We start from the raw sequence: 26011 nt of genomic DNA, 5'->3' as shown, positions 1-26011 counted from the left end.
GCGCGACCCGCTGCGGGGTGTTCCACGTCACCGCACGGCTGCAAACGTTTGCAGCAATCGACGCGATCGTCAACCTCCTGTTTCACGATGCGTCCTGTGCGGTGTGCTGATTTTCGCGATCACCCGTGTGGAAGCGTTGCCAACTGTGCGGGGGCGTCCGTAGGCTCACCGAGCATGACTGGGCAGTCGCACCCCCGGATGAGCGATGTGGCCGCACGTGCCGGCGTGTCCCTGTCGACCGTCTCCCGCGCCCTGCGCGAGGCCCCCGGGGTCGCGCACGAGGTGCGCGACCGGGTCCGGCAGGCGGCGAACGAGCTGTCCTACGTGGTCTCCCGGGACGCCTCGTCACTGGTGACCGGCGCGACCGGGAGGATCGCGGTGCTCGTGCCGTTCCTGCAGCCGTGGTTCTTCGGCGTCGCCCTGTCCGGACTGGTCAACCGCCTGCGGGCCGCGGAGCGGGACATGCTGACCTACGAGGTGGGCGACCGGCGCGCGGCCCGCGACGTGCTCGCCGAGCTGCCGCTGAAGCGCAACGTGGACGCGGTGATCGCGCTCGCCCTCGACCTCGGCGACGAGGAGATCGCCGTGCTCGACGAGATCGGCGTGCCCGTGGTGTTCGCCAGCCAGCGCGTGGCCGGGCGGCCGAGCGTGTTCGTGGACAACGCCGCGGCGACGGCCGCGGCCACCCGTCAGCTCATCAACCTCGGGCACACCCGCATCGGGTTCGTCCAGCCCTCCGACAGCACCGGGTTCAGCTGGAACTCGCGCACCCGCGCGCAGGGGTTCCAGCGCGCCATGGGCGAAGCCGGGCTCGCCGTGCCGGACGAGGCGGTCGTGCTCACCGGATCCGGCTCGCGAGGCGGTGCGGACGCGGCGGCCGAGTTCCTCTCGCGTCCGGACCCGCCCACCGCGGTGGTGGCCGAGTCCGACGACGTCGCCTTCGGCGTGCTGCGCACCGCCTGGCGCAGCGGTGTGGCGGTGCCCGGAGCGTTGTCGGTGGTCGGCTTCGACAACCACGACACGGCCGAACTGCTCGATCTGACCACTGTGGAGCAACCGGTCGCCGACCTGGGGGAGGGAGCGGCCGAGCTGGCCGTCCGCGCCACGGCCGAGCCGGACGTGACCACCCACGTCGAACTGCCCACCCGCCTCGTCGTCCGCGGTTCCGCGGCACGACCGAGAACGACCAGGCGACTGGTCGACGCACCCGAGGATGAGGGGAAGAGATGAGCACCTGGTGGCGCAACGCGGTGATCTACCAGATCTACCCGCGCAGCTTCGCCGACGCGGACGGCGACGGGATCGGCGACATCCGCGGTATCACGAGCAGAGTGGACCACCTGGCACGGCTGGGCGTCGACGCCGTGTGGCTGTCGCCCTGCTTCCCGTCGCCGTGGGTCGACGGCGGGTACGACGTCGCCGACTACCGGGACATCGACCCGGTGCTCGGCACCCTCGAGGACTTCGACGAGATGGTCGCCGCGGCCCACGCGCGCGGTTTGCGCGTGCTGCTCGACATCGTGCCGAACCACACCTCCAGCGAGCACCGCTGGTTCCGGGAGGCGCTGCGCTCGGATCCGGGATCGCCCGCCCGCGAACGCTACGTCTTCCGCGAGGGCCGGGGCCCGGACGGCGACCAGCCGCCGACGAACTGGCTCTCCCGGTTCGGCGGTCCCGCGTGGACGCGCCTGCCCGACGGGCAGTGGTACCTGCACCTGTTCGACCCGCAGCAGCCGGACCTGAACTGGCAGCACCCGGAGGTGCGCGCGGAGTTCCGCGACATCCTGCGCTTCTGGGGCCGCCGCGGAGTGGACGGCTTCCGCATCGACGTGGCCCACGGGCTCGTCAAGGACCTCGCCGAGCCGCTGCGGGACACCGACAACGACCACGCCGACCGCAAGATGGCCGAGTTCGAGGTGAACCCGGACCACCCCTTCCTCGACCGGCCCGGGGTGCACGAGGTCTACCGGGAGTGGAACGCGGTGTTCGGCGAGTTCGATCCGCCGCTGTTCGCCGTGGCCGAGGCGTGGGTGCCGAACTCCAGCCGCGTGCTCTACACCCGCCCCGACGAGCTGCAGCAGGCGTTCAACTTCGAGTTCCTGCAGGTGCGGTGGGACGCCGCGCGGTACCGCGAGGTGATCGACTCCTCGCTGGCCGCGGCGGCCGAGGCGGGGACCGTGCCCACGTGGGTGCTGTCCAACCACGACGTGGTGCGCCACCCCTCCGTGCTCGGGTTGCCCGAGGGGGTCGATCTGGCGGCGTGGCTCGCCTCGCGCGGGACCGCACCGCCGGCCGACCCGGAGCTCGGCACCCGCCGGGCGCGGGCTGCGCTGCTGCTGGAACTGGCCCTGCCCGGATCGGCCTACGTCTACCAGGGCGAGGAGCTCGGCCTGCCCGAGGTGGCCGATCTGCCCGATGAGGCGCTGCAGGACCCCCGGTGGGAGCGTTCCGGTCGCACGGACCGGGGCCGCGACGGCTGCCGCGTGCCGCTGCCGTGGACCCGCGCCGGCGTCTCCGCCGGGTTCAGCACCGCTGCCGGGTGGTTGCCGCAGCCGGACGGGTGGGGCGAGTACGCCGTCGAGGTCCAGGACGGTGATCCGGAGGGGATGCTCGAGTTCTACCGCGCCGCGCTGCGGGCGCGCCGCGAGTTCGGCGAGGACGAGCGGTTCGCCTGGGACGACAAGCACGACACCGGTGAGGTGCTGGCCTTCCGTCGCGGCGACGACGTGCTCGTGCTGGTCAACACCGGTGCGTCCGAGGTGCCGCTGCCCGCGGGGGAGGTGCTGCTGTCCAGCACCGGCCTGCCCGCGCGGGTGGACGGGGGCGAGCCGCTGCCCGGGGACGCGGCCGTCTGGCTGCGCACCGGATAGGGATGTTTCCGCGGTGATCCGCGCAGACCCGCCGGCCCCGCGGGCGCCGTCCCGCGGGGCCGGCCCGCGTCATCCGTCGAGCCGGGTCGCTCCTCGCCTCGGATCACCCGGAGCGCAGGAAACCGCTGTTGTTGAGCGCCGAGCGGCGGTACCCGTAGAAGCCGTACACCGCCAGGCCCGCGGCCATCCAGAGCAGGAAGGCGTACCAGGTGACCGGCTGCAGCCCCGTGATCAGGTAGACGCACAGCGCGAGACCGAGCAGCGGGACGAGCGGCATCAGCGGCGTGCGGAACCCGCGCGGCAGCTCGGGGCGCGTGCGGCGCAGCACGATCACGCCGATGTTGACGAGGCTGAAGGCGACCAGCGTGCCGATGCTGGTCGCCTCGGCGAGCTGGTTCAGCGGCACGACCGCGGCGAGCACCGCCACGACCGCGCCGACCAGCGCGATGTTCCGCCCCGGCACGGCCCGCCGGTTCACCTGGGAGAACATCTTCGGCATGAGCCCGTCGCGGGACATCGACACGAGGATGCGGGTCTGCCCGTAGAGCACGGTCAGCACGACCGAGGCGATCGCGATGACCGCGCCGAGCGCCAGCACCACCGAGGTCCACGTCTGACCGGTGACCAGGCGCAGCGCCACCGCCAGCGAGGCCTCCGACTCGCCCAGCGCGTCGGAGCCGACCGCTCCCACGGCGGTGAAGGCCACCGCCACGTACACCAGGGTGACGATCGCCAGCGACAGGATGATCGCGCGCGGCAGGTCACGCCGCGGGTTCTTGGCCTCCTCGCCCGCGGTCGAGGCGGCGTCGAACCCGATGAACGAGAAGAACACCGCCGAGGCGCCCGCGGAGATCCCGGCGAAGCCCGCCGGGGCGAGCGGCTCCATGTTGTCCGACCGGAAGCCGGTGGCCGCGACGATGACGAAGAAGACGAGCACCGCGATCTTGAGCAGCGTGGTGACCGTGGCCGCGGCCGCGCTCTCCCGCACGCCCCTGAGCAGCACGCCCGTGGCCAGCAGCACCACGAGCGCGGCCGGGACGTTGACCAGGCCGCCTTCGCCGGGCGGAGCCGCCAGCACTTCGGGGATCGTCACGCCCAGCACGCCGTCGAAGAACTCGTTGAGGTAACCGCCCCAGCCGACGGCGACCGCGGCGACCGACACGCCGTACTCGAGCAGCAGGCACCAGCCGCAGATCCAGGCGATGAGCTCGCCGAGCGTGGCGTAGGTGTACGAGTAGGCCGAGCCGGAGACGGGGACGCTGCCGGCGAGTTCGGCGTAGGACAGCGCGGAGCACAGCGCTGCCAGCCCGGCGAGGACGAACGAGAGCACGACGGCCGGGCCCGCCGCGGGCGCGGCCTCGGCCAGCACGACGAAGATGCCGGTGCCGAGCGTGGCGCCGACGGACAGGGCCACGAGCGGTACGAGTCCGAGGGAGCGCCGCAGGCGCGTGTGCGCCCCTTCGTCGTCCATCCGCTCAGCGGGCTTGACGCGGAACAGAGTTCGGGCGGTTGACACGAGTGCCTACCGTAGCTCCCCGTGTCGATCACTCGATCGACGGTCGCACGGGCCGGGTGTCGCGTAGCCGGTCGCCACGCGCGGACGCGCCGCGGGGCCGGTGGGTGACCGCCCGGGGTGTCCGTCCGGTGATCCGCCCGCCGTACCCTGAGGCGCGTGCGACTCGTCATTGCCCGCTGCCAGGTGGACTACATCGGCCGGCTCACCGCGCACCTCCCGATGGCGCAGCGGCTGCTGCTGATCAAAGCGGACGGTTCGGTCTCGGTGCACTCCGACGACCGCGCCTACAAACCGCTGAACTGGATGAGCCCGCCGTGCTGGCTGATCGAGGACCCGGGGCTGTGGACGGTGCAGAACAAGTCCGGTGAGAAGCTGGTGATCACCGTCGAGGAGGTCGTGCACGACTCGCACCACGAGCTGGGGGCGGAACCGGGCCTGGTCAAGGACGGCGTGGAGGCGCACCTGCAGGAGCTGCTCGCCGAGCACGTCACCACCCTCGGTGAGGGCTGGTCGCTCGTGCGGCGCGAGTACCCCACCGCCATCGGCCCGGTGGACCTGATGTGCCGGGACGAGGCGGGCAACAGCGTCGCCGTGGAGGTCAAGCGCCGCGGTGAGATCGACGGCGTGGAGCAGCTGACGCGCTACCTGGAGCTGCTCAACCGCGACCACCTGCTCGCCCCGGTGAAGGGGATCTTCGCCGCGCAGCAGATCCGGCCGCAGGCCCGCACGCTCGCCGAGGACCGCGGCATCCGCTGCGTCGTGCTGGACTACGAGCAGCTGCGCGGGATCGAACCGGACGAGTACCGCCTGTTCTGATCCCGGTGACCCGCCCCGGACAGCGGGAGGGAGCAGCATCGTCGGGGCCGTCCTCGCGAGGCGGCGCCGGAGAACCCGCGGCGGGTCGCTCTGCGTGCGTGGTGGGGAAGCGGCTGCGCCGCTTGCCTGACGGGCCGGTGCGGCCGAGCACGCGATCGCCGATCCGCGGGCTCTCTTGTGGAACAGGCCGTAGCAGGACGTGCCGCAGTGCTCCGCGCATCACCTGTTCACGTGAGAAGTCGGCGACGCGTGCCGCGCTCCGCGCCGGGGACGTCCGGATGTCCCAGGATCAACGAATTGGTATCGGTCCGCCGCGCGGACGAGCGGTGTGGGTTACTGTTCGACGGCCTGCGTGGATGTGGTGACTGTCGTTCGACTCTGTTGCCTTCGCGCGGGGTCGGATGCTCGGTCAGGCCACCGGTGTGCGGGTCGGTTCGAAAGGTGGGGTAGCGGTGCAGTATCTGGCGCAGGGCGAACTGCGGCTCGACGCCAACGCCGTCGACTACGTGCTGCTTGCGCTGTACTTCGCGTTCGTGGTGGGCATCGGCTACCTGGCGCGCCGGTCGGTGTCCACGAGCCTGGACTTCTTCCTCTCCGGGCGCTCCCTGCCGGCCTGGGTGACGGGGCTGGCGTTCATCGCGGCGAACCTCGGCGCGATCGAGATCATCGGCATGTCGGCCAACGGCGCCCAGTACGGCATGCCGACCATGCACTACTTCTGGGTCGGCGCGGTGCCCGCGATGCTGTTCCTCGGCATCGTGATGATGCCGTTCTACTACGGCTCGAAGGTCCGCAGCGTCCCCGAGTTCATGCTGCGCCGCTTCGGCAGGGCGGCGCACCTGGTCAACGGCATCAGCTTCGCGCTGGCGCAGCTGCTCATCGCCGGCATCAACCTGTTCCTGCTGGCCAGCATCGTCAACGTGCTGCTCGGCTGGCCGCTGTGGGTGTCCATCCTGGTCGCGGCGGTGATCGTGCTCAGCTACACCGCGATGGGCGGGTTGTCGGCCGCGATCTACAACGAGGTGCTGCAGTTCTTCGTGATCGTGGCGGCGCTGCTGCCGCTGACCCTCGCCGGCCTGCACAAGGTCGGCGGCTGGCAGGGGCTGGTCGACAAGGTCTCCGCGAGCCCCGGTGGCTCCGCGCAGCTGTCGGCCTGGCCGGCCAACGAGCTCACCGGTTTCGGCAGCAACTTCCTCAGCGTGCTCGGCGTCGTGTTCGGCCTCGGCTTCGTGCTCGCCTTCGGCTACTGGACGACGAACTTCGTCGAGGTGCAGCGGGCGATGGCCTCCAAGAGCATGTCGGCGGCCCAGCGCACGCCGATCATCGGGGCGTTCCCCAAGCTGCTCATCCCGTTCATCGTCATCATCCCGGGCATGATCGCCGGGGTGGCGGTGCAGGACCTCGCCGCGTTCAAGGCCACCGGCGAGGGCAACGTCGACTACAACGACGCGCTGCTGCTGCTCATGCGCGACCTGCTGCCCAACGGCATGCTCGGCATCGCCCTGGCCGGGCTGCTGGCCTCGTTCATGGCGGGCATGGCGGCGAACCTCAGCTCGTTCAACACCGTGTTCACCTACGACATCTGGCAGGCCTACATCGTCCGCAACCGGCCGGACGACTACTACCTGCGGATGGGGCGGTGGGTGACCGTCGGCGCCACGCTCGCCGCGATCGGTTCGGCGTTCATCGCCTCCGGCTACGAGAACCTGATGGACTACCTGCAGCAGCTGTTCTCGTTCTTCAACGCGCCGCTGTTCGCCACGTTCATCCTCGGCATGTTCTGGAAGCGCATGACCCCCACCGCCGGGTGGCTGGGCCTGGTGCTGGGCACGGTCTCGGCGGTGACGGTGTTCGGCCTCGCCGAGGGCGGCGTGCTCGACCTGCCCGGGCAGGGCGCGAGCTTCGTCGGCGCCGGCACGGCCTTCGTCGTCGACGTGGCCGTCAGCATCGCCGTCAGCCTGGTGACCAGGCCGAAGCCCGAGGCGGAGCTGGTCGGGCTGGTGTACTCGCTGACCGAGCGCAGCTCGCTGCGCGCGAGCACGACGGGGGAGGACGCGGGCTGGTACCGCCGCCCGGGTCTGCTCGCGGGCATCGCCCTGGTCCTCGTGATCGTGCTGAACATCGTCTTCGGCTGAGGTCCCGGGCGCGGCGACCCCCTCGCCACGTCCCGGGAGCAACGTCCCAGTCGTCATCGAACGGAGGTGATCGGTGTGGCGGGCGGAACCGAACGGCGCACCGGCCGGAGGAGCACCGCTGGTGCCTTCGACGTGCGCACCGTGATCGCGCTGCTGTTCGCCATCTACGGCGTCGTCCTGGTCGTGATGGGGCTCGTCGGCACGACGCAGGAGGAGATCCTGCGGGCCGACGGGTTCAACCTGAACCTGTGGTCGGGACTCGGCATGCTCGTCTTCGCCGGGCTCATGCAGGGGTGGGCCTGGTGGCGCCCGATCGTCGTGAGCGAGGAGGGGGGCGGCCAGTAGTCCTCCGCCCCGGGGTGTCCCGTCGCCGGGCGGGGCACCCCGGGCCCCGCCCGGCGAGCGGTGTCGCGAGCGTCGCGCGGACTCCTGCACCTACCGTCCGGTAACCGAGTGGAACACCGCCGTTCGGGCGAGGCGTATCGCACCGCTCGTCCGTTCACCCGCTGTTGGTCCGCGGCCCCGTTCCAGGCAAGGATTCCGTAGGCTGCACGATTAACGACGAGCGAGGTAGCAGGTGGGAGGCCCGGCATGACCCAGACCGTCGGTATCGCGGGTGAGAAGTCCGCGAACGCTGAGCCCGAGAAGTTCGACTCCCTCGACCCGCGCACCGGAGAGGTCGTCGGTCGGCACCCGGTGCACGACGCGGCAGCGGTCGGCGACACCGCGCGCGCGGCGCGCGAGGCGCAGCAGTGGTGGGCCGAGCTCGGGTTCGCCGAGCGGAAGCGGCGCCTCGACCAGTGGCGCAGGATCCTCGTCAAACGCCTCGACGAACTGGCCGGCCTGATCTGCGCGGAGACCGGCAAACCACTCGACGACGCCAGGCTCGAACTGGTCCTCGTCATCGACCACCTGCACTGGGCCGCGGCCAACGCGGAGAGGACGCTGCGCCGCAGGAAGGTGCCCTCCGGGGTGCTCATGGCCAACCACGCCGCCAGCGTCGAGTACCTGCCCTACGGCGTCATCGGCGTGATCGGCCCGTGGAACTACCCCGCCTTCACCCCGATGGGATCGATCGCCTACGCCCTCGCGGCGGGCAACGCGGTCGTGTTCAAGCCCAGCGAGCTCACCCCTGCCGTCGGGGAGTGGCTGGCCGGGACCTTCGCCGAAGTCGTCCCGGAACGGCCGGTGTTCTCCGTGGTCACCGGCTTCGGCGCGACCGGCGCTGCGCTGTGCCGGTCCGGGGTGGACAAGGTCGCCTTCACCGGCTCGACGGAGACCGGCAAGCGCGTCATGGCCTCCTGCGCGGAGGACCTCACCCCGGTGCTCGTGGAGTGCGGCGGCAAGGACGCGCTCATCGTCGACTCCGACGCCGACGTGGAAGCGGCCGCCGAGGCCGCCGCGTGGGGCGCGATGTCCAACGCGGGGCAGACGTGCATCGGCGTCGAACGCGTCTACGTCGTCGACTCCGTGGCCGACCGCTTCCTCGACGCGGTCAGCGCGCGCGCCGCGAAGCTCCGCCCCGGGGCGGAGCCGAACGCCAGCCTCGGCCCGATCACCATGCCCGACCAGGTCCCGGTGGTCCGCGAGCACATCGACGACGCGCTGCAGCGGGGCGGGCGCGCGCTCGTCGGCGGTTCCGACTCGGTGCGCCCGCCGTTCGTGGAACCGGTCGTGCTCACCGACGTCCCCGAGGACTCCGCGGCGGTCGCGGAGGAGACCTTCGGCCCGACCATCGTCGTGCGGCGGGTCGGCGACGCCGACGAGGCGGTGCGCCTGGCCAACGACACCCGCTACGGCCTCGGCGCCACCGTGTACTCCAAGTCCCGCGGCACGGAACTGGCGCGGCGGCTGCGCAGCGGCATGGTCGCGGTCAACTCGGTGATCTCCTTCGCCGCGGTGCCCTCCCTGCCGTTCGGGGGCGTCGGCGACTCGGGCTTCGGCCGCATCCACGGAGCCGACGGGCTGCGCGAGTTCGCCCGCGCCCAGTCGGTGACCCGCATGAAGTTCCGCATCCCCCTGAACCCGATGAGCTTCGGCCGGCCCAAGGGGACGGTGCGGAGCCTGGTGCGGCTCGTTCGCCTGCTGCGGAAGTGAGCAGTGGCGCGCACCGCTCGGGCAGGAGCGGGGACCCGCGGCGGGCCGCCGCCGAGCTGCAGGCCGGGATCACCGGCGCGCGGGGTCCCGGGAAGCTGGCAGGATGGTGCGGGTGTGACGGCGCGCACCCGGCCGCGGGCCCGGCTGCGGACGCGCCGCCCGCTGCGAGCGTTCCCGCCCGGTGAGGAGGCCATGGCGTGAAGAAGATCGTGGACGACCCGTCGACCCTCGTCGACGACGCGCTCCGGGGCATGGCCGCGGCCTGGCCGGACCGGCTGCGGCTGCGCACCGACCCGGCCGTGCTCGTGCGCTCCGACGCGCCGGTCTCCGGCAAGGTCGCCGTGATCTCCGGCGGCGGCTCCGGCCACGAACCGCTGCACGGCGGGTTCGTCGGCCCCGGGATGCTCGACGCGGCCGTGCCCGGCGCGGTGTTCACCTCGCCCACTCCGGACGCGGTCCAGCGGGCGGTGACCGAGACCAGCGCCGGTGCGGGTGCGCTCATGCTGGTGAAGAACTACACCGGCGATGTGCTCAACTTCGAGACCGCGGCGGAACTGGCGGACGTGGACGACGTCGCGGTGCGCAGCGTGATCATCGACGACGACGTCGCGGTGCAGGACTCGACGAACACCGCGGGGCGGCGCGGCGTGGGCGGCACGCTCATGGTCGAGAAGATCGCGGGCGCCGCCGCGGAGCGCGGGGCGGGACTGGGCGAGTGCGCGCGGATCGCGCAGCGGGTGGTCGACGGCGTCCGCTCCATGGGAGTGGCGCTGACCGCGCCGACCGTGCCGCACGCCGGGGAGCCGAGCTTCCAGCTCGGCGCCGACGAGATGGAGATCGGCATCGGCATCCACGGCGAGCCGGGGCGGGAGCGCGTGCCGCTGGCCCCGGCCTCGGAGCTCGTGCGGCGGCTGCTCGACCCCGTCCTGGCGGACCTGCCGTTCGGCGAGGGCGACGAAGTCGCGCTGCTGACCAACTCGATGGGCGGCACCCCGCAGCTGGAGCTCTACGCCGCGCACGGCATCGCCGAGCGGATGCTGGCCGAACGCGGGATCCGCGTGGCCCGGCGGCTCGTCGGGCCGTACGTGACCAGCCTGGAGATGCAGGGGATGAGCCTGTCGCTGCTGCGGCTCGACGAGGAGCTCCGCGAGCTGTGGGACGCTCCGGTGGACACCCCCGCACTGCGGTGGTGAGCTCGGGTCGGGCCAGCTCGGGTCGGGGGCGACTTCGGGAGGTGGGAACGATGGGTTGTTCGGCCCGTGACGTCGCCGCGGCGCTGCACGCGGCTGCCACGGCGATGAGCGAGCACCGCGAGGAGCTGATCGAGCTCGACCGGCACATCGGCGATGCCGACCACGGCGAGAACCTCGACCGCGGGTTCCGCGCCGTGGCGTCCAAACTGGACACGAGTTCGTGGGAGACGCCTGCCGCCGTGCTGAAGCTCGGCGCCACGGTGCTGATCTCCACCGTCGGCGGCGCCTCCGGCCCGCTGTACGGCACGGCGCTGCTGCGCGCGGCCACGTCCGCGGGCGAGGCCGCGGAGCTCGACGGGCAGGACGTCGCCGCGGCGCTGCAGGCCGCCGTCGACGGCGTCGCCGCCCGCGGCAAGGCGGAGGTCGAGGACAAGACGATGATCGACGCGCTGACCCCCGCCGCCCGCGCGGCCCGGGAAGCCGCCGAGCTCGGCTCGGGGCCCGCCGACGTGCTCGCCACCGCCGCGGAGGCGGCGCAGCTCGGCGCCGAGCGGACCGAACCCATGATCGCCCGCAAGGGCCGCGCCTCCTACCTCGGCGACCGCAGCGCCGGCCACCTCGACCCGGGGGCGCGCTCCACCGCGCTGCTGCTGCACGCGATGGCCGAAACAGCGAGGAAGCGCTCATGACCGTTGGACTGGTGATCGTCTCCCACAGCGCCCGGCTGGCCCGCGGCGTCGTCGACCTGGCGGGGCAGATGGCCCCGGACGTGGCCGCCGTCCCGGCCGGCGGCGGGCCGGACGGCAACCTCGGCACCGACTTCGACGCGGTGAACACCGCCGTCGACCAGGCCGAGGACGGGGCCGGCGTCGTGCTGCTGTACGACCTGGGCAGCGCGCGCATGGTGGCCGAGCTGGCCGTCGAGACGCGCGAGCAGCAGGCCGTGCTCGTCGACGCCCCCGTGGTGGAGGGGGCCGTGGCCGCCGCCGTGTCCGCCCAGGGCGGGGCAGCCCTGGGCGACGTGGCGCAGGCGGCCCGGTCCGCCGCGCACGAGCGGGCCGACGAGACCGCCACCGCCGAGGCGGCCCCCGCGGCGCCGCCGGCCGCGGCGGAGGGACCGCAGGAGCACGAGCTCACGCTGCGCAACGAGGTGGGGCTGCACGCGCGCCCGGCCGCGCTGCTGGCCCGCTGCCTCACCGGTCTGCAGGCGGAGGTGCACGTCGCGCTGGGCCAGCAGCAGGCCAACGCCGGCAGCGTGCTGGAGGTCATGGGGCTGGGCGCGCGGAAGGGCGACACGGTGCGGCTGCGCGCCGACGGCCCCGATGCGCAGCAGGCCCTCGACCGCATCGTGGAGCTCGCCGAGCGCGACTTCGACGAATGACCGCTGACCGCGCGGCCGGTGGCGGCCGCGGCCCGCTACCGTGGGGGCGTGCCACGCCGCAACCGAGTGCGCCGCCCGCGCGGAGGCGGCCCGCCTGAACTCCCCCTCGGCGGGATCGGCGCGTCCCGCGTGGAGAGCGGACCGGACGGCGACTGGGTGGTGCGCACCGTGCCGGCCGCGCAGGCGGTGAAGGAGTACCGCTGCCCCGGCTGCGACCACGAGATCCGCCCCGGCGTGGCGCACGTCGTGGCCTGGCCGGACGCGGAGTTCGGCGGGGCGGAGGTGCGCCGCCACTGGCACACCGGCTGCTGGCACCGCGGCGGGCCGCCCCGGCGCCGGTAGCCCCCGTGTCGCGCGGAGCACGCCGGCGACGACCGCGCATCCGGAGCGGCCCGGCCTCGTGGCAGGATCGATCCCGATGAGCACCGAGGAAGAGGCCCCGGCGGGCACGCGGATCGGGCCGAACACGATGCTGCCCGCGCGGCGGCGGTCGATCACCCTGCACACGGCCGACGAGCTCCGGCTGATCGGCGAACTGGCGCTGCCGGAGTCCCGCCCGCCGCGGGCGACCCTGGTGTGCTTGCACCCGCTGCCGACGCACGGCGGGATGATGGACTCGCACATCTTCCGCAAGGCCGCGTTCCGGCTGCCGGCCCTGGCCGACGTGGCCGTGCTGCGGTTCAACACGCGCGGCACCGCGAGCGAGCAGGGCCGCAGCGACGGCGACTTCGACGGCGGTGCGGGGGAGAAGTTCGACGTGGCCGCCGCCCTCGAGTACGCGGAGTTCGAGGACCTGCCGAACGTGTGGCTGCTCGGCTGGTCCTTCGGCACCGACCTGACCCTGGTGCACGGCCTCGACCCGCTCGTGCGGGGTGCTGTGCTGCTGTCCCCGCCGCTGCGCTGGAGCACCGAGGAGCACCTGCGGGCCTGGGCCGGGTCCGGGAAACCGGTGCACGCGTTCGTCCCCGAGCACGACGACTACCTGCAACCGGCGGAAGCGCGCCGCCGGTTCGCCGCGATCCCGCAGGCCGAGGTCGTCGGCTTCGACGGCACGAAGCACCTGTGGGTGGGCAAGGCGGAGGCCGCGCTGGACGGGATCGTCGGCGCGGTCGCACCGGAGGTGCCGACACCGCTGCCGCGCTCGTGGGACGGCCCGTCCGAGGAGCGCCGGGTGACGATCGTGAACTCCTGACCGCGGTGAGCGGGGCGGGCCGGATGCGCAGATGGGTGCTGCACGTGGACATGGACGCGTTCTTCGCGTCCGTGGAGCAGCTGACCCGCCCCACGCTGCGCGGGCGGCCCGTGCTCGTCGGCGGGGTCGGCCCGCGCGGCACGGTCGCCGGCGCCAGCTACGAGTCGCGCGAGTTCGGCGCCGCCTCGGCCATGCCCATGGCGGAGGCGCGGCGCCGCTGCCCGACGGCCGTGGTGCTGCCGCCCCGGTTCCGCGTGTACCAGGTGGTGAGCAGGCGGGTGCTCGGGCAGGTGCGCGCCGCCAGCGACGTCGTCGAGCAGGTCTCGGTCGACGAGGCCTTCCTCGAACCGGTCCGGCTGGGCGGGGTGCAGCCCGCGGAGGTGCGCGCGTTCGCCCGCGACCTGCGCGGGCGCATCCGCGCGGAGGTCGGTGTGGCGGCGTCGGTCGGCGCGGGCAGCGGCAAGCAGCTCGCCAAGATCTCCTCCGGGCTGGCGAAGCCGGACGGGATGCTCGTCGTGGAACCCGACGAGGAGCGGGAACTGCTGTGGGCGCTGCCGGTGCGCAAGCTCTGGGGCGTCGGCCCGGTCAGCGAGGGGAAGCTGCACCGCATCGGCGTGCACACGGTCGGCGAGCTGGCCGCGATGCAGCCGCACGACGTCACCGCCCTGCTGGGGCAGGCGCACGGCACCGAGCTCTACCGGCTCGCGCACGGCGAGGACGAGCACCCGGTGGCCGAGCGCGCCGAGTCGAAGCAGGTGGGGGCGGAGACCACGTTCGACGTCGACATCACCGACCCGCGGCGGCTGGCCGGCGAGGTCGACGCGATGGCGCAGGCCGCCCACCGGCGGCTGGTGGGGGCGCAGCGCGCGGCGCGGACGGTCACCGTCAAGGTCCGCGACGCGGACTTCACCACGATCAGCCGCTCGGACACGCTCGCCACGGCGACGAGCGACCGGGCGGCGCTGATGAGCGCGGCGCGCCGCCTCGTCGCCGCCGCGGTGCCCCCCGGCACGCCGGTGCGCCTGGTGGGCGTGGCCTACACGGGGCTGGCGCACTGGGAGCAGGAACCGCTGTTCGGCGGGGAGGAGGGCGAACGGCCCGCCGAACCCTCCGAGGAGGGTGCCGCCGAGCAGCGGCACCCCGGTGGTTCGCCGCAGGCCGGCCGCGGGTGGCGCGCCGGCGACGACGCCTTCCACCCGGAACTCGGCCACGGGTGGGTGCAGGGGGCCGGGCACGGGCGGGTCACGGTGCGGTTCGAAACGGCCGCGACCGGTCCCGGGCCGGTGCGCACGTTCGTCGCGGGCACGCCGGAACTGGTGCGGGGCGATCCGGTGGCCAGCCTCGGCTGGGACGCGGAGACGCTCGCGCGGTTCCACGACGGCTGAGCGCGGCGCCCCCACCGCCGGGCCGGTCGCCGAGATCGTCGATCGGTGCTCGCTGAACGGTCGGCGTGCTGCCGGAGGGGAGAGCCCCGTATTGCGCAGCGATCGATTTCGTACGCGGTCAGTCCAGACCGAGGACGGCCCGGAGGGCGATGTCGACGGCGCGCATCTCGGCGCTGTCCAAGCGGCCAGCGAACTCGCCGAGGCGCGTCTGCGGGTCGAGTACGAGCAGCTGCTCGACCATCACGCGGGTCTTGGTGCCGTTGATCTCGATCTCGGGGCGGAACGAGGCTTCCCGTCGTCCGGTCGAAGTGGGGGCCACGAGCCACGTGGACAGCGGCAGGTCATCGGATTGCACGATGACGGCGTAACGAGCACCGGCTCGTTCGTGCCCGCGGGTGCCCTGGGGTGCTTTGAGCCGGTAGAGGTCACCACGCACGGTGAGCGTCCATTTCGGCGGCCAGATCCCGCGATGCGGCGACGTCCTCGGGGTCGTTGCGCAGTGCTTCGGCTTCGGCTCGCAGACGCGCCCGCCGGTGCGCCCGTTCAGCTTCCAGGATTGCCATCCGGGCTGCCTCCGAACGGGAATACCCCTCCTGGGTCAGGAACTCCAGTGCGTGCTCCACCTCGGAGTCAGTGCGGATCGTAAGCGTATTCATACAACACAATGTACTACGCAAAGCACTACGCGTGGGCGTGACTGTCGTGATCGCAGGCAGTTCGCTGAGTTCGGTCGACGGGGCACGGCCCGCCTCCGGGCGGGGTCTGGGGCGGCGACCTGGAGTATCGCTCCGATGGGCTCTGATCGCGGTTCCAGGACGGCTGAGCGCGGCGCCCCCACCGCCTGGTCGGTCGCGTCGCGGGCGGCCGGCGCGGCCGCGGTCGCTCACTCCTCCTGCGGCGGCGGTGGCGGCAGGTGCCTGCGGTACTGGCCGATCCACGTGCGCGGGGCGATCCCCCGGACCGCGCGCTCCAGCTGCTTCGGCACGCGGCTGAACGGCGGCAGGTGGAACCGGTAGCGCTCCCCCGGGGTGCCGGACACCGAGGGCGGTTCGACCACGCGCCACCTCTCCCAGTCCGGGTGCCGCTCGGCGAAACCCGGGTCGGTCGGGTAGAACTCCAGCGCCACCCGGCGCTCCGGGTGCACCGGGCGGCGGTTCTCCACCCACGGGAGCGCGCCCACGCCCACGGCGGAGATCTCCTGCCACGGCACGCCGAACACCTCGCCGCGGGTGCGCACGTACAGGCCGCTGTGGTCGAGCAGGAAGCCGCGGCTGTTGAGCATGCCGCGGGCGGAGATCACGAACCAGACGAACACGATGCCGAAGACGAGCTGCCAGATCCACACGCCCGCGCTGTGCCCGTCGAAGGCGAGGGCGGCCGCGCACAGCACGGTGAGCAGACCACTCGTGCCACCGCCGACGAGCAGCAGGCGGAAGGAGCTGGCGCTGACGTCCACGTCGCAGGCCTGCGGGCTGAGCAGGCTCGCGCGCGGCGGCTGCGCCGCCGGGGCGGGCGGCGACTGGTCGTGCCCGGCGGTGTAGCGGCGGGTCCCCTCCGCGGCGCCCTGCCGCTGTTGCTGCGGTGTCGTGGTGCGTTGCGGTTCGACCCAGTCGGCCCTGTTCCATCCCCCGCGGAGCCATTTCATGCCGCCAGGGTAAGTGCTCGCGGGCCGCTCGGCCCCCGTCGGTGGCGGATCTCCGGGGCGGCTGGGGGAGGAGTCAGGGCCTCCCCGGAGATCCGCGGACTCCCTCAACCCCGCAGCACGAGGGCGTCGCCCTGGCCGCCGCCCCCGCAGAGCGCGGCCGCGCCGACGCCCCCGCCGCGGCGCTGCAGCTCGAGCGCCAGGTGCAGCGCGAGCCGGGCGCCGGACATGCCGATCGGGTGCCCCAGGGCGATCGCGCCGCCGTTGACGTTCACCCGCTCCTCGTCGAGGCCGAGCGCCCGGCCGGAGACCAGGCCGACGGAGGCGAAGGCCTCGTTGATCTCCACGAGGTCGAGCGCGGACGGGTCCGCACCGCCCTGGCGGGAGCACGCCGCCCTGATCGCGTTGGCCGGCTGCTCGTGCAGGCTCGCGTCCGGGCCGGCGACCACGCCGTGCGGGCCGATCTCGGCGATCCAGGGCAGGCCGAGCGCCTCGGCGCGGTCGCGGCGCATCACCACGACCGCGGCCGCGCCGTCGGAGATCTGCGAGGCCGTGCCCGCGGTGATCGTGCCGTCCGCGCCGAAGGCGGGCGGGAGCTTGGCCAAGCTCTCCTCCGTCGTCTCCGGGCGGATGCCCTCGTCCGCCTCGACCGTTTCGGTGGCGCCCTTGCGCTTGGGCACCTCGACCGGGGTGATCTCGGCGTCGAACAGGCCGTTCTTCGCCGCGGCGGCCGCGCGCTGGTGCGAGCGCGCGGCGAACGCGTCCTGCTCGGCGCGGGTGAGGCCGTGCCGCTCGTTGTACTCGTCGGTGGCCGCGCCCATCGCCTTGTTGTCGAAGGCGCAGAACAGCCCGTCGTAGGCCATGTGGTCGAGCAGCTGGGCCTCGCCGTACTTCACGCCTTCGCGGGACTTCGGCATGAGGTGCGGGGCCTGCGTCATCGACTCCTGGCCCCCCGCGACGACCGTGTCGAACTCGCCCGCGCGGATGAGCTGGTCGGCCAGCGCGATCGAGTCCAGGCCGGACAGGCACACCTTGTTGACGGTCAGCGCGGGCACGTCCATGCCGATGCCCGCTGCCACGGCGGCCTGCCGCGCGGGGATCTGCCCGGCCCCTGCGGTGAGCACCTGCCCCATGATCGTGTACTGCACCTGCTCGGGGGAGACGCCTGCGCGCTCCAGGGCCGAGCGGATGGCGGCGCCGCCGAGCTGCGCGCCGGAGAAGTCCTTGAGGGATCCCAGCAGGCGCCCCATCGGAGTGCGGGCGCCCGCGAGAATCACGGAGGTGCTCACTGCTGCCTCCCGTGTCGGTGTTGCGGGTCGGATGGTCCTGCCGCGGCGCCGCGCGCCGCGCTCGCCGTCCATCCTCGCCGCCCGGGGGCGGTCTTGGCCAGGTTCGGCGGAAGGGAGCGGTGTTCCTCGCCTTCCCCGCGAGAGCCGCGCAGGAGAACCCACCGGTGGTCCCGCCTTGCCCGAGTGGTTCCTGCGACGCTGCAGCGTCGGAATGAGGAAGTTTACGGGTACACCTGCGGCGAGCGGCGGTGGCTGAGCGGAGTCCTCTAGGATGCTCGTATGCGCGAGGAACTGGGCGGCTTGGTCACGGCGGTCGACCACGTCGGCATCGCGGTGCCCGACCTGGACGAGGCGATCGAGTTCCACCGGAGCACGTTCGGGCTGGAACTGGCCCACCGCGAGCTCAACGAGGAGCAGCGGGTGCACGAGGCGATGCTGCGCGCCCCGGGGGACGCCTCCGGCGCCGCGCAGGTGCAGCTGCTGGCTCCGGCCGACGAGACCTCCACCATCGCGAAGTTCCTCGACCGCAGCGGCCCGGGGCTGCAGCAGCTGGCCTACCGGGTCACCGATGTCGCCGAGGCGGCGCGGGTGCTGCGCGACGAGGGGCTGCGCATGCTCTACGACGAGCCGCGCCGCGGCACCGCGGGCAGCCGGGTGAACTTCGTGCACCCGAAGGACGCGGGCGGGGTGCTCGTCGAGCTCGTCCAACCGGCCGGCTGACGACCGCGGACCGACCGCTCACCCCCGCCGACCGGCGTGGGCCGCGGGCACCGCGGGCAGCGCGGCGAGCCCCAGCGCCACGGTGAGCACGCCGATCACCCAGGACGTCCACGCCACCCCGCTGAAGGCCGCGTAACCGAGCGGCCAGGGGGCCACGAACAGGATCACCCCGAGCAGGATGTGGGCGTACTCGCTGGTCATGGACCGCGGATCGGCCAGGGACCACAGGCTGGCCAGGATCAGCAGGATTCCCAGGATGAGCGAGGCGGAGAGGGCCGGCGCCGTCGTCGTCGTCCACAGCGGTGTCAGCACGAGGACGACCCCCAGGAGCACGGCCACCCAGTCCTGCCACCGCACCCACCGCTGCGCGCGGGCGGTTCGGCTCCCCGCGCCGTTCGCACCGGTCATGTCCTTCACCCCCGCTCCCCGTTGCACTCGAACGGACCTCGGTCCGAGGTGCCCGGAATGCGAGTACCCGGTCCCCGGACGTCTCACACAGGTCATCCCACACCCGGTGCGGACCGGCGGCACGCTCGACGCGATCGACCGATCGGCCGAGATGCGGGCGGCCTCCCCCCGCGGGGGCAGGACCAAGATCACCTCGGGAAATTTGGCTCCCGCCGTCGCCACACGTCGCACACGAACCGGGCGTTGCGGGTAGCTTGGAGAGCATGGGCCTTGCCGATGATCGCGATCTGCTGCCGATGGGATCAGGTTTCGACCTGGCGCGGAAGAACGGGTACGACCGTGCGCAGGTGGACGAGCACCTGGAGCGGCTGGACTCGGAGATCAAGCTGCTCACGTCCGACCGCGACGCTGCCGTGTCGCAGGCCAACGATCTGTCCAAGCAGTTGGAGGCGGCTCGCTCCGAAGTGGAGTCCCTGCGCGGTCAGGTGGAGCGGCTCGGGAAGCCGCCGACCACGATGGAGGGGCTCAGCGAGCGGCTGCAGCGCATGCTGCGCCTGGCGCAGGACGAGGCCGCCGACATCCGCTCCCGCGCCGAGCAGGACGCCTCCGCCACCCGCGAGCGCGCGGAGGCCGAGGCGACCGAGCTGCGCAACCGCTACGAGTCGCTGATCAGCGAGACGGACAACCGGCGCACCGAGATGGAAACCGAGCACCGCTCGGTCATGGAGGCGGCCAAGGCCGAGGCCGAGCGCATCACCCGCGAGGCCGAGGAAAACCGGCAGCGGGCGGACGAGGAGTCCGAGGCGCGGCGCACGCAGATCGAAGAGGACTTCGAGATCGCCATGGCCGCCCGGCGCAGCGAGGCGATGCGCGCGCTCGCCGAGCAGGAGGCCGAGAGCAAGGCCGAGGCCGAGCGCCGGGTGCGCGAGGCCAACGACGAGGCCAACCGCCGCCTCCGCGAAGGCACCAACGAGGCCCACCGGCGCGTGCGGGAGGCCACCGACGAGTCGAACCGGATGGTCAACGAGGCCACCGAGAAGGCCCGGGAGCTCGAGCGCGAGTCCACCGCGGCGGCCGAGAAGCGCGAGGCCGACAGCAGGGCCGAGGCCGAGCGGATCGTCTCCGAAGCGCACGAGAAGGCCACCCGCATGGTTCGCGAGGCCACCGAGGAGGCCACGCGGCTCATCGACGACGGCACCCGCGAGCGCAGCCGGCTCATCACCACCGCCCGCGAGGACGCGAACGAGCGGCTGCGCGCCACCTCCGAGGAGGTGCAGCGCCGGCTGGACAAGGCCGACGAGCAGGTGCACGCGGTGACCCGGCTGCGCGACACCGTCGCGGGCAAGCTGCGCGACGTGGCGGATCTGCTCGGCCAGACCACGCCGCTGTTGGAGCGGCTCTCCGACGAGGACACCGAGGAGGAGCAGCTGCAGCAGGCCGCGGCCGAGGCCCGGGAGCAGGCGCACCGGCAGGCCGAGGCCGCCCTGGCCGAGGACCGCTCCGAGGGCACGTCCGCGGAAGCCGCCCGGAGCGCGGAGGCGGACGCGGCCAGTGCGGACGGGGGTGCCGGGGCGAGCGCCGCCGGGGCCGAGGACACCGGGCACGCCGAGGACACCGCGGTGCACGCGCCCGCGGGCGGCCCCGGGATCGACGCCCCGACCGAGCGGATCGCGCGGGCGGACCTCGCCGCGTCGAACGGGCAGTCCGGCCGCTCCGGGCAGTCCGAGCAGGGCACCTCGCAGGAGGAGCACCAGGCCGCGGCCCGCAGCGGTGCCGCGGACGAGGGTGGATCCGAGCGGCCCGCCGCGAGCGGGGCCTCCGCCGACGGGCCCGCCGAGGACGAGCCCGCCGAGGACGGGTACGCCGACGGGTCCGCCGAGGACGGGCCCGCCGCGACGCGGACGAAGCAGTTCAGCGCCACCCGGGCGGACATCGCCGACACCAACTGACCGCGGGGACCGGCCGGCGGTGCCCGCACCCGAGCCGCGCCCTCACCCGAGCCGCTGCAACCAGGGAGCGACGACGTCGGCGAACCCGTCGGGGTCCTCCAGCGGGGACAGGTGCCCCGCGCCGGGGACCGAGCGGAACTCGCCGTTCGGCAGCTGCTCGGCGAGCGCGGCGGTGTCGTCCGGGGGGATGAGCGCGTCCTCGGTCCCGGAGACGAGGAGCACCGGTCCGGTGTGCGCGCGCAGCAGCTCGGTGTTGTCCGGCCGCGCCGCCATGGCCCGCTGCGCCCAGGCGACCCCGGCGCCCGACTGCGAGTCGATGATCGCGCGAGCGCGCTCCACCACGGCCGAGCGCGTTTCGTGCGTCGTCGTCCCCAGCAGGTTCGGCAGCGAGTCCCCCGCGAGCCAGCCGCCGACACCGCTGCTCTCCGCCCGCTCGGCGACGGACAACCGGTTCGCGCGCGCCTGCTCGTCATCGGCGGCGGCCTTGGTGTCCACCAGCAGCAGGCCGCGCACGCGCTCCGGGGCCGCGCGCAGCACGGCCATCGCCGCGTAGCCCCCCATCGAGCAACCGCCGAGCACCACGCGGTCCAGCCCGAGGTCGTCGAGCAGCGCGAGCACGTCGGCGGCCACGGTGTCCAGGCTCGGTCCGGCCCCTGAGGTGTCCGGGTCATCCGCACCGGCCAGCGGGCTCTCACCCAGCCCGCGCTGGTCCGGGGTGATCACGCGCGCCTGATGCTCCAGCCGGGCGCGAGCGCCGTTCCACATCCGGGCGTCCACGGGGAACGCGTGCAGGAGGACCAGCGGTCGGCCCGTTCCCGATTCGACGTAGTGCATCATTTCATCGTGCCGGACCGGCCGGGACCGCGCCGAGCACCGGGTGGCGGTGCCGTGCGGGGCCCGCTCAGCGCAGCTGCGCCCACGCGTAGTGCGTCATCGCGTCCCGCAGGTAGGAGGCCATGCCCTGGGGCTTCTTCCGCTCGATGCGCCTGCGGAACTTCGGCTGGTTGACGTACATCTCGGCCAGCCGCAGGTACGACTCCCGGTCGGGCACCCAGAAGTGGCAGATCCACCGGTAGTGCTCGTGCACGGTCTGCTGGGTCCGCGGGTCGTTCGCGCCGACGCCGGTGGCGAACAGCTCGGCGATCCGCGAGCTGATGCGCTTCCAGTCCTCGCCGATGCGCTGGGCGAGAGCGCGCTGTTCCGGGTCGAGGGCGCGGGTGTCGGACGGCGCGGGCTGTCCGAGCAGCGCGGTGCCGTCCTCAGTGGCCTCGTCGTTGTCGAGTCCGGAGTTCTGGATACCCGTGTCCGGCTGCACAGCCGCCCTTCCTCAGCCGCCGCGGCGAGCTCCGGGAGAACCCCGCATCTCGCCTGATCGTGTCACTTCCGCGGGGACCGTAGCTGAGAGAACCGGCCATCGGGGGCGGTATGGAGCAATTCGCGATCTCGCCGTGATGCGCTGCTGCGGGCAGCGGCCCGCAGCAGCCCGGCGCGGCGCGGACGCGGGTCGGGTGCGCAGGGATCCGGGCTACTCGGCGGCGTCCTCCGCCGCGGTGTCCGTGCCGGAGTCGTGCGGAGGCGCGTCCTCGCGCTCCGGCGGAGCGAGGTAGACCACACCGCTGTCGAGGTCCAGCGGGCCGCCCGGGTCGTGCTTCCGGCCGGCGCCGTCCTGATCCCCCTCGTGCTGCAGCTTGCGACCGGGGAAGAGTTCGCCAAGTCGGGCCATGCCGCCACCGTAGTCGTTCACGAGGCCCGTGTCCGTTGAGGCCGCGCGGGTGCGTCCCGCGGACCTCCGGAGCGTCGCGCGGGCCGCTCAGTTCAGCGTGCGCAGCACGTAGCCGACGCGTCCCCAGAAGGTGGGGTCGGGCGAGTCGCTGCGCTCCAGCAGCCTCCGGCGCATCGCCCAGCGTTCGAACCACACGGTCGCCAGCGGCGGCACCGAGGCGATCAACGCCAGCACGAGCACGCTGAACTTCCAGCGCAGCGGGCTGAACACGACGAGGCAGCAGAGGACGTAGGCGGTGAAGACCAACCCGTGGATCCAACCGAACACGGTCACGCCCTGCGGCATGTCCAGGCCGTACTTGAACGCCATCGACACCAGCAGGCCGAGCCACGAGAACGCCTCGGCGATCGCCACGATGCGGAACCAGCCGCCGTAGGTGCGCAGCACGGCACCCCACCTCCTCACGTCGTCCCACCCGAGTCTGCCCATGTGACCGGGAGCACAGATGCGCAGGGTGTCTCCTGCGGGAAGGGCCGCGGGTGGCGGCGCAGCGTGCGGGCACCGCGCTCAGTCCCCAGCGCTCAGCTCCCAGCCCCTCGACCGGCCGGTGCTGCCGGACCCGGCGCGGGTGCTCATCCGGTCTCCTCGTCGACCCAGGCGAGGTAGTCCTCGCTGCCACCGGTGACGGGCAGCGCGATGATCTCCGGCACGTCGTAGTTGTGCTCGGAGCGCAGGTGCGCGACCAGGTCGTCCAGCCGCTTGGCGGAGGTCTTGACCTGCAGCTGCCACTCGGGGTCGTCCTGGGCTTCGCCGTCCCAGACGTAGAAGCTGCGCACCGGGACGACCTGCACGCACGCGCCCAGACCGGCCCGCACGACGCCGCGCGCGAGCTCCGCCGCGGTCTCCTCGGAGTCGGTGGTGGTCACTACCTGAAGGTGATCGGCCATGCCCGCAGCCTATCGGGGGCGCCCACCGCTCAGGTTCCGGCGCCGGGGCCGTTCAGAAGTCCCCGCTGGAGTGCCGGACCTTGCCCAGCAGCGCGGCGAGCTGCTCGGTCTCCTCCTGGTCGAGCCCGTGCAGCCCGAAGTCGATGTCGATGACCGCCTCGGTCGCCTGCTTCATCCGGTCCTGGCCCTCCTCGGTGATCTCGACCAGGGTGGTGCGCCGGTCCGTCGGGTGCGGCAGCCGGCGCACCAGGCCGTCCTGCTCCAGCCGGTCCACGATGTTGGTGACGCTCGTGGGGTGCAGCTGCAGCCGATCGCCCATGACCCGCATCGGCAGGCTCCCCCGGCTGGAGAAGGTCAGCAGCACCAGGGCCTCGTACCGGGCGAACGTGAGGTTGTGCGGGCGCAGCGCGGTGTCCACGGCGGACTGGAGGATCTGCTGCACGCGCATCACGCTGGTGACCGCTGCCATCGTCGAGGACGGTCCTATCCGCTCGGCCCAGTTCTCGGCCGCGCGGGCGATGGGGTCGAACGGCAGCGGGCGGTGCGGGCTCATGACAGTCGACGCTAGCAGCGCGCACGACCGCGGGGGGTTGCCGAGGTGGTCGAAGCTGGGGAAGGCGTACCCCACGGTGCGGAGCGGACGAGGAGAGGAGCACTGACGATGCTGGTCGCGTTCAGCGTGGCGCCGAGCGGCGCCGGGGAGACGGACAGCGTCAGCGAGGCCGTCGCGGCGGCGGTGCGGATCGTGCGCGAGTCCGGCCTGCCGCACGAGACGACGGCGATGTTCACCACGATCGAAGGCGAGTGGGAGGAGGTCATGGACGTCGTCAAGCGCGCGACGGAAGCGGTCTCGGCGGTGGCACCGCGGACGAGCCTCGTGCTCAAGGCCGACATCCGGCGCGGCCACGACACCGGTCAGCTGGAGGAGAAGGTGCGGCGCGTCGAGGAGCACCTCGACGAGCAGTGACGGCGCGCGGGTGCCGGACGCGGTTCGGGGGCGACCACGGCAGCCGTGGTCGCCCCCGAGAGCGCTCGGTCCGCTGCGGACCCGGTGGTGCGGGAGTCCCGATCCGCCGCTCCGGGCGGCCGGGGCGGGGCCGGCACCACCGTGCGCGGGGCTTCCCGCCGGGTTCCCGGGCGGCAGGTCAGCCCTGCTGCGAGGGGTGGTCCACCACCGGCGCGTTGGTGCAGCTGGCGGTCTGCGGCGAGAGGATCGGCGCGGTGACGCCGATCGCGGCGGCAACGTTGTTGTTGCACAGGTTGACCGGAACCGCGCTGATGTTGTCGTCGTTGAGCAGGCCGACGCCGTCGTTGTCGGCACTGTCGGCGAACGCGGTCGCACCGAAGGCCATCACGCCGAGGGCTGTGGCGCCGGCGACACCGGCAACACGAGTAGCGATACGCACTGTTGTACCTCTCATCGGTTCGGGTCCGGAGGCCGCGGAGGGCCTCGTCTCAGGCCGCGTGGAGACAGTTGCCCCCTCGCGGATCCGTTGTTGTTTTCGTCGGGGTGATCGCGGGAACTGAAGAGTGCTCGGCATGTGCCACCTGATCGAGTGCGCTGAGATCGCACCTTCCGGAGTTGTTCGAGCCGCTCTCGGCGTGTCGCGTTGTTCGTGCCGACCGCGGGGGCTCGTCGGTGCGGCCGTGCGGCTCGGCGGGCCTGCGGTGGAGCTCGTCGGACCGGGGGGAATCGGCGCTCGCCCGGGCGGCCAACACGGGGCGCCGGCGTGTCACGATGGGGGTGTGACGAGCCCGGAGCAGAACGCAGGGATGCCCGCCGCCATGGCGGGCGCGGTTGATCTGTCGAACCTGAAGAACAGGGCCGAGTCCGCCGGGAGCGCCCAGGCGCGCGGCGGGGAGGCCGCGGGCGGGCAGGGCGGCCCGAGCGCGGCGGTCGTGGACGTCACCGAGTCCACCTTCCAGGACGAGGTGGTCGAGCGGTCCAAGCAGGTCCCGGTGATCGTGGACCTGTGGGCCGAGTGGTGCGGTCCGTGCAAGCAGCTCTCGCCCGTGCTGGAGAAGCTCGCCGGCGAGTACGGCGGCGCGTGGGTGCTGGCCAAGATCGACGTGGACCAGAACCAGCGCATCGCGCAGCTCTTCCAGGCCCAGTCGATCCCCATGGTCATCGCGATCGCCGGCGGGCAGCCCGTCGACGCCTTCCAGGGGGTCCAGCCCGAGCCGCAGCTGCGCCAGTGGATCGACCAGCTGCTCGACCAGCTGCGCGAGCAGCTGCCCGGCATCGCCGCGGCCGAGCAGGGCGGCGGTGCCGCCGAGGAGGCGGAGGACACCCGCTTCACCGCTGCCGAGGACGCGCTGGAACGCGGCGACTACCAGCAGGCGGCCCAGGCCTACCAGGCGATCCTGGACGCCGAGCCGAACAACGAGCAGGCCCAGGCCGCGCTGGCGCAGGTGTGGTTCCTCGAGCGCGCCGAGTCGGCCGACCCGTCCGCCATCGAACGCGCGGACGCCTCCCCGGACGACGTGGACCTCCAGCTGTCCGCGGCCGACGCCGAGCTCGCCGCGGGCAAGGTCCCCGAGGGCTTCGACCGGCTGATCGGCACCGTGCGCCGCACCTCGGGCGACGAGCGGGACCGGGTGCGCCGGTACCTGCTGGAGATGTTCGACCTGTTCCCGGAGTCCGACGAGCGGGTGCTCAAGGCGCGGCGCTCGCTGGCCAGCGCGCTGTTCTGACTGACCAGCGCTCTGCTCTGAAGCCGCGCGCCGACCCGAGCACGGGTGGCCCGG

Annotated in this window: 29 protein-coding genes; 16 read left to right on the top strand and 13 right to left on the bottom strand. The window is 73.1% G+C overall.

All coding sequences use genetic code 11. The annotated features are described in order from the left end of the window. The first annotated feature begins 174 nt into the window (after positions 1 to 174). Both ACYVJE_RS09075 and ACYVJE_RS09070 read left to right on the top strand, forming a co-directional pair. Positions 175 to 1230 carry a LacI family DNA-binding transcriptional regulator gene (locus tag ACYVJE_RS09075; RefSeq protein ID WP_461144120.1) on the top strand — a complete coding sequence of 352 codons (1056 nt, stop codon included), beginning with the start codon at positions 175 to 177 and terminating at the stop codon, positions 1228 to 1230. Next, positions 1227 to 2870: a glycoside hydrolase family 13 protein gene (locus tag ACYVJE_RS09070; RefSeq protein ID WP_461144119.1), complete on the top strand. Its 1644-nt coding sequence runs from the start codon at positions 1227 to 1229 to the stop codon at positions 2868 to 2870. Before ACYVJE_RS09075 ends, ACYVJE_RS09070 begins: the two co-directional genes overlap by 4 nt. Positions 2871 to 2973: 103 nt before the next feature. Here ACYVJE_RS09070 and ACYVJE_RS09065 read toward each other — a convergent pair whose 3' ends face one another. After that, entirely contained in the window at positions 2974 to 4386 is a 1413-nt protein-coding gene (locus tag ACYVJE_RS09065) for an amino acid permease (RefSeq protein WP_461144118.1), read from the bottom strand. A gap of 156 nt (positions 4387 to 4542) precedes the next feature. On the opposite strand from ACYVJE_RS09065, the gene nucS reads away from it, so the two are divergent. From nucS to ACYVJE_RS09015, 10 genes are all read left to right on the top strand, one after another. Beyond that, entirely contained in the window at positions 4543 to 5202 is a 660-nt protein-coding gene (gene nucS / locus ACYVJE_RS09060) for an endonuclease NucS (RefSeq protein WP_461144117.1), read from the top strand. A gap of 452 nt (positions 5203 to 5654) precedes the next feature. Next, positions 5655 to 7337, top strand: a complete 1683-nt coding sequence (locus ACYVJE_RS09055; protein ID WP_459157023.1) for a sodium:solute symporter family protein — start codon at positions 5655 to 5657, stop codon at positions 7335 to 7337. 75 nt (positions 7338 to 7412) lie between these two features. Then, the gene (locus ACYVJE_RS09050; RefSeq protein ID WP_461144116.1) at positions 7413 to 7682 is read left to right on the top strand and encodes a hypothetical protein; all 270 of its coding nucleotides are present in this window, start codon (positions 7413 to 7415) and stop codon (positions 7680 to 7682) included. 246 nt (positions 7683 to 7928) lie between these two features. After that, on the top strand, positions 7929 to 9434 hold the full coding sequence (locus ACYVJE_RS09045; protein WP_461144115.1) for an aldehyde dehydrogenase family protein: 1506 nt from the start codon (positions 7929 to 7931) through the stop codon (positions 9432 to 9434). 197 nt (positions 9435 to 9631) lie between these two features. Further along, complete coding sequence (gene dhaK / locus ACYVJE_RS09040) at positions 9632 to 10627, top strand: dihydroxyacetone kinase subunit DhaK (protein WP_461144114.1); 996 nt, start codon at positions 9632 to 9634, stop codon at positions 10625 to 10627. 50 nt (positions 10628 to 10677) lie between these two features. Further along, entirely contained in the window at positions 10678 to 11316 is a 639-nt protein-coding gene (gene dhaL / locus ACYVJE_RS09035) for a dihydroxyacetone kinase subunit DhaL (protein WP_461144113.1), read from the top strand. After that, the gene (gene dhaM / locus ACYVJE_RS09030) at positions 11313 to 12008 is read left to right on the top strand and encodes a dihydroxyacetone kinase phosphoryl donor subunit DhaM (RefSeq protein WP_461144112.1); all 696 of its coding nucleotides are present in this window, start codon (positions 11313 to 11315) and stop codon (positions 12006 to 12008) included. Before dhaL ends, dhaM begins: the two co-directional genes overlap by 4 nt. A gap of 48 nt (positions 12009 to 12056) precedes the next feature. Further along, on the top strand, positions 12057 to 12350 hold the full coding sequence (locus tag ACYVJE_RS09025) for a hypothetical protein (RefSeq protein ID WP_459157017.1): 294 nt from the start codon (positions 12057 to 12059) through the stop codon (positions 12348 to 12350). A gap of 76 nt (positions 12351 to 12426) precedes the next feature. Further along, positions 12427 to 13200 (top strand): alpha/beta hydrolase, encoded by a 774-nt coding sequence (locus tag ACYVJE_RS09020; RefSeq protein WP_461144111.1) that lies wholly within the window; start codon positions 12427 to 12429, stop codon positions 13198 to 13200. A gap of 23 nt (positions 13201 to 13223) precedes the next feature. After that, the gene (locus ACYVJE_RS09015; protein ID WP_461144110.1) at positions 13224 to 14585 is read left to right on the top strand and encodes a DNA polymerase IV; all 1362 of its coding nucleotides are present in this window, start codon (positions 13224 to 13226) and stop codon (positions 14583 to 14585) included. A gap of 118 nt (positions 14586 to 14703) precedes the next feature. On the opposite strand, the gene ACYVJE_RS09010 is transcribed toward ACYVJE_RS09015, so the two are convergent. The 4 genes from ACYVJE_RS09010 to ACYVJE_RS08995 form a co-directional block, all read right to left on the bottom strand. After that, complete coding sequence (locus ACYVJE_RS09010) at positions 14704 to 15021, bottom strand: type II toxin-antitoxin system PemK/MazF family toxin (RefSeq protein WP_461144109.1); 318 nt, start codon at positions 15019 to 15021, stop codon at positions 14704 to 14706. Then, entirely contained in the window at positions 15011 to 15241 is a 231-nt protein-coding gene (locus ACYVJE_RS09005) for a hypothetical protein (protein WP_459157013.1), read from the bottom strand. The genes ACYVJE_RS09010 and ACYVJE_RS09005 overlap by 11 nt, the downstream gene beginning before the upstream one ends. Positions 15242 to 15468: 227 nt before the next feature. Continuing rightward, on the bottom strand, positions 15469 to 16230 hold the full coding sequence (locus tag ACYVJE_RS09000) for a hypothetical protein (protein WP_461144108.1): 762 nt from the start codon (positions 16228 to 16230) through the stop codon (positions 15469 to 15471). A 104-nt stretch (positions 16231 to 16334) separates the two neighbouring features. Continuing rightward, positions 16335 to 17516 (bottom strand): acetyl-CoA C-acetyltransferase, encoded by a 1182-nt coding sequence (locus ACYVJE_RS08995; RefSeq protein ID WP_461144107.1) that lies wholly within the window; start codon positions 17514 to 17516, stop codon positions 16335 to 16337. A gap of 279 nt (positions 17517 to 17795) precedes the next feature. Between ACYVJE_RS08995 and mce the strand changes: the two genes are divergently transcribed. After that, entirely contained in the window at positions 17796 to 18236 is a 441-nt protein-coding gene (gene mce, locus ACYVJE_RS08990; RefSeq protein ID WP_461144106.1) for a methylmalonyl-CoA epimerase, read from the top strand. 18 nt (positions 18237 to 18254) lie between these two features. Here mce and ACYVJE_RS08985 read toward each other — a convergent pair whose 3' ends face one another. Continuing rightward, positions 18255 to 18644, bottom strand: a complete 390-nt coding sequence (locus ACYVJE_RS08985; protein ID WP_461144105.1) for an SPW repeat protein — start codon at positions 18642 to 18644, stop codon at positions 18255 to 18257. 263 nt (positions 18645 to 18907) lie between these two features. On the opposite strand from ACYVJE_RS08985, the gene ACYVJE_RS08980 reads away from it, so the two are divergent. Further along, positions 18908 to 20593, top strand: a complete 1686-nt coding sequence (locus tag ACYVJE_RS08980; protein WP_461144104.1) for a M protein — start codon at positions 18908 to 18910, stop codon at positions 20591 to 20593. A gap of 42 nt (positions 20594 to 20635) precedes the next feature. Here ACYVJE_RS08980 and ACYVJE_RS08975 read toward each other — a convergent pair whose 3' ends face one another. The 6 genes from ACYVJE_RS08975 to ACYVJE_RS08950 all read right to left on the bottom strand — a co-directional run bounded on the left by ACYVJE_RS08975 (position 20636) and on the right by ACYVJE_RS08950 (position 23816). Then, complete coding sequence (locus tag ACYVJE_RS08975) at positions 20636 to 21427, bottom strand: alpha/beta fold hydrolase (protein ID WP_461144103.1); 792 nt, start codon at positions 21425 to 21427, stop codon at positions 20636 to 20638. Positions 21428 to 21494: 67 nt separating this feature from the next. Beyond that, a complete protein-coding gene (locus ACYVJE_RS08970; RefSeq protein ID WP_459157006.1) occupies positions 21495 to 21908 on the bottom strand; it encodes a TipAS antibiotic-recognition domain-containing protein in 414 nt (137 codons plus the stop codon). A gap of 210 nt (positions 21909 to 22118) precedes the next feature. After that, the gene (locus tag ACYVJE_RS08965; RefSeq protein WP_461144102.1) at positions 22119 to 22316 is read right to left on the bottom strand and encodes a hypothetical protein; all 198 of its coding nucleotides are present in this window, start codon (positions 22314 to 22316) and stop codon (positions 22119 to 22121) included. 87 nt (positions 22317 to 22403) lie between these two features. Next, the gene (locus tag ACYVJE_RS08960; RefSeq protein ID WP_459157004.1) at positions 22404 to 22763 is read right to left on the bottom strand and encodes a DUF3817 domain-containing protein; all 360 of its coding nucleotides are present in this window, start codon (positions 22761 to 22763) and stop codon (positions 22404 to 22406) included. A 185-nt stretch (positions 22764 to 22948) separates the two neighbouring features. Next, entirely contained in the window at positions 22949 to 23263 is a 315-nt protein-coding gene (gene cutA, locus ACYVJE_RS08955) for a divalent-cation tolerance protein CutA (protein WP_459157003.1), read from the bottom strand. Between the two features lie 52 nt (positions 23264 to 23315). Then, positions 23316 to 23816 (bottom strand): MarR family winged helix-turn-helix transcriptional regulator, encoded by a 501-nt coding sequence (locus tag ACYVJE_RS08950; RefSeq protein ID WP_459157002.1) that lies wholly within the window; start codon positions 23814 to 23816, stop codon positions 23316 to 23318. Between the two features lie 108 nt (positions 23817 to 23924). On the opposite strand from ACYVJE_RS08950, the gene ACYVJE_RS08945 reads away from it, so the two are divergent. After that, positions 23925 to 24230 carry an MTH1187 family thiamine-binding protein gene (locus ACYVJE_RS08945; protein ID WP_459157001.1) on the top strand — a complete coding sequence of 102 codons (306 nt, stop codon included), beginning with the start codon at positions 23925 to 23927 and terminating at the stop codon, positions 24228 to 24230. A gap of 178 nt (positions 24231 to 24408) precedes the next feature. Here the strand turns inward: ACYVJE_RS08945 and ACYVJE_RS08940 are convergent, their stop codons facing one another. Then, on the bottom strand, positions 24409 to 24669 hold the full coding sequence (locus tag ACYVJE_RS08940; protein WP_459157000.1) for a hypothetical protein: 261 nt from the start codon (positions 24667 to 24669) through the stop codon (positions 24409 to 24411). A 367-nt stretch (positions 24670 to 25036) separates the two neighbouring features. Here ACYVJE_RS08940 and ACYVJE_RS08935 point away from each other — a divergent pair, with 367 nt between their 5' ends. Continuing rightward, complete coding sequence (locus ACYVJE_RS08935) at positions 25037 to 25957, top strand: tetratricopeptide repeat protein (RefSeq protein ID WP_461144215.1); 921 nt, start codon at positions 25037 to 25039, stop codon at positions 25955 to 25957. Positions 25958 to 26011 lie beyond the last annotated feature (54 nt).

This window comes from Salinifilum aidingensis, from assembly GCF_054782015.1.
This window is presented reverse-complemented; position numbering and strand designations above follow the sequence as displayed.

Excerpts from the sequence above, each read along its gene's own strand:
- ACYVJE_RS09075 (WP_461144120.1), top strand. The coding sequence starts at position 175 with ATGACTGGGCAGTCGCACCCCCGGATGAGCGATGTGGCCGCACGTGCC.
- ACYVJE_RS09070 (WP_461144119.1), top strand. The coding sequence starts at position 1,227 with ATGAGCACCTGGTGGCGCAACGCGGTGATCTACCAGATCTACCCGCGC.
- ACYVJE_RS09045 (WP_461144115.1), top strand. The coding sequence starts at position 7,929 with ATGACCCAGACCGTCGGTATCGCGGGTGAGAAGTCCGCGAACGCTGAG.
- dhaL (WP_461144113.1), top strand. The coding sequence starts at position 10,678 with ATGGGTTGTTCGGCCCGTGACGTCGCCGCGGCGCTGCACGCGGCTGCC.
- dhaM (WP_461144112.1), top strand. The coding sequence starts at position 11,313 with ATGACCGTTGGACTGGTGATCGTCTCCCACAGCGCCCGGCTGGCCCGC.
- ACYVJE_RS09020 (WP_461144111.1), top strand. The coding sequence starts at position 12,427 with ATGAGCACCGAGGAAGAGGCCCCGGCGGGCACGCGGATCGGGCCGAAC.
- ACYVJE_RS09015 (WP_461144110.1), top strand. The coding sequence starts at position 13,224 with ATGCGCAGATGGGTGCTGCACGTGGACATGGACGCGTTCTTCGCGTCC.
- ACYVJE_RS09005 (WP_459157013.1), bottom strand. The coding sequence starts at position 15,241 with ATGAATACGCTTACGATCCGCACTGACTCCGAGGTGGAGCACGCACTG.
- ACYVJE_RS09000 (WP_461144108.1), bottom strand. The coding sequence starts at position 16,230 with ATGAAATGGCTCCGCGGGGGATGGAACAGGGCCGACTGGGTCGAACCG.
- mce (WP_461144106.1), top strand. The coding sequence starts at position 17,796 with ATGCGCGAGGAACTGGGCGGCTTGGTCACGGCGGTCGACCACGTCGGC.
- ACYVJE_RS08985 (WP_461144105.1), bottom strand. The coding sequence starts at position 18,644 with ATGACCGGTGCGAACGGCGCGGGGAGCCGAACCGCCCGCGCGCAGCGG.
- ACYVJE_RS08980 (WP_461144104.1), top strand. The coding sequence starts at position 18,908 with ATGGGCCTTGCCGATGATCGCGATCTGCTGCCGATGGGATCAGGTTTC.
- ACYVJE_RS08975 (WP_461144103.1), bottom strand. The coding sequence starts at position 21,427 with ATGCACTACGTCGAATCGGGAACGGGCCGACCGCTGGTCCTCCTGCAC.
- ACYVJE_RS08965 (WP_461144102.1), bottom strand. The coding sequence starts at position 22,316 with ATGGCCCGACTTGGCGAACTCTTCCCCGGTCGCAAGCTGCAGCACGAG.
- cutA (WP_459157003.1), bottom strand. The coding sequence starts at position 23,263 with ATGGCCGATCACCTTCAGGTAGTGACCACCACCGACTCCGAGGAGACC.
- ACYVJE_RS08950 (WP_459157002.1), bottom strand. The coding sequence starts at position 23,816 with ATGAGCCCGCACCGCCCGCTGCCGTTCGACCCCATCGCCCGCGCGGCC.
- ACYVJE_RS08945 (WP_459157001.1), top strand. The coding sequence starts at position 23,925 with ATGCTGGTCGCGTTCAGCGTGGCGCCGAGCGGCGCCGGGGAGACGGAC.
- ACYVJE_RS08935 (WP_461144215.1), top strand. The coding sequence starts at position 25,037 with ATGCCCGCCGCCATGGCGGGCGCGGTTGATCTGTCGAACCTGAAGAAC.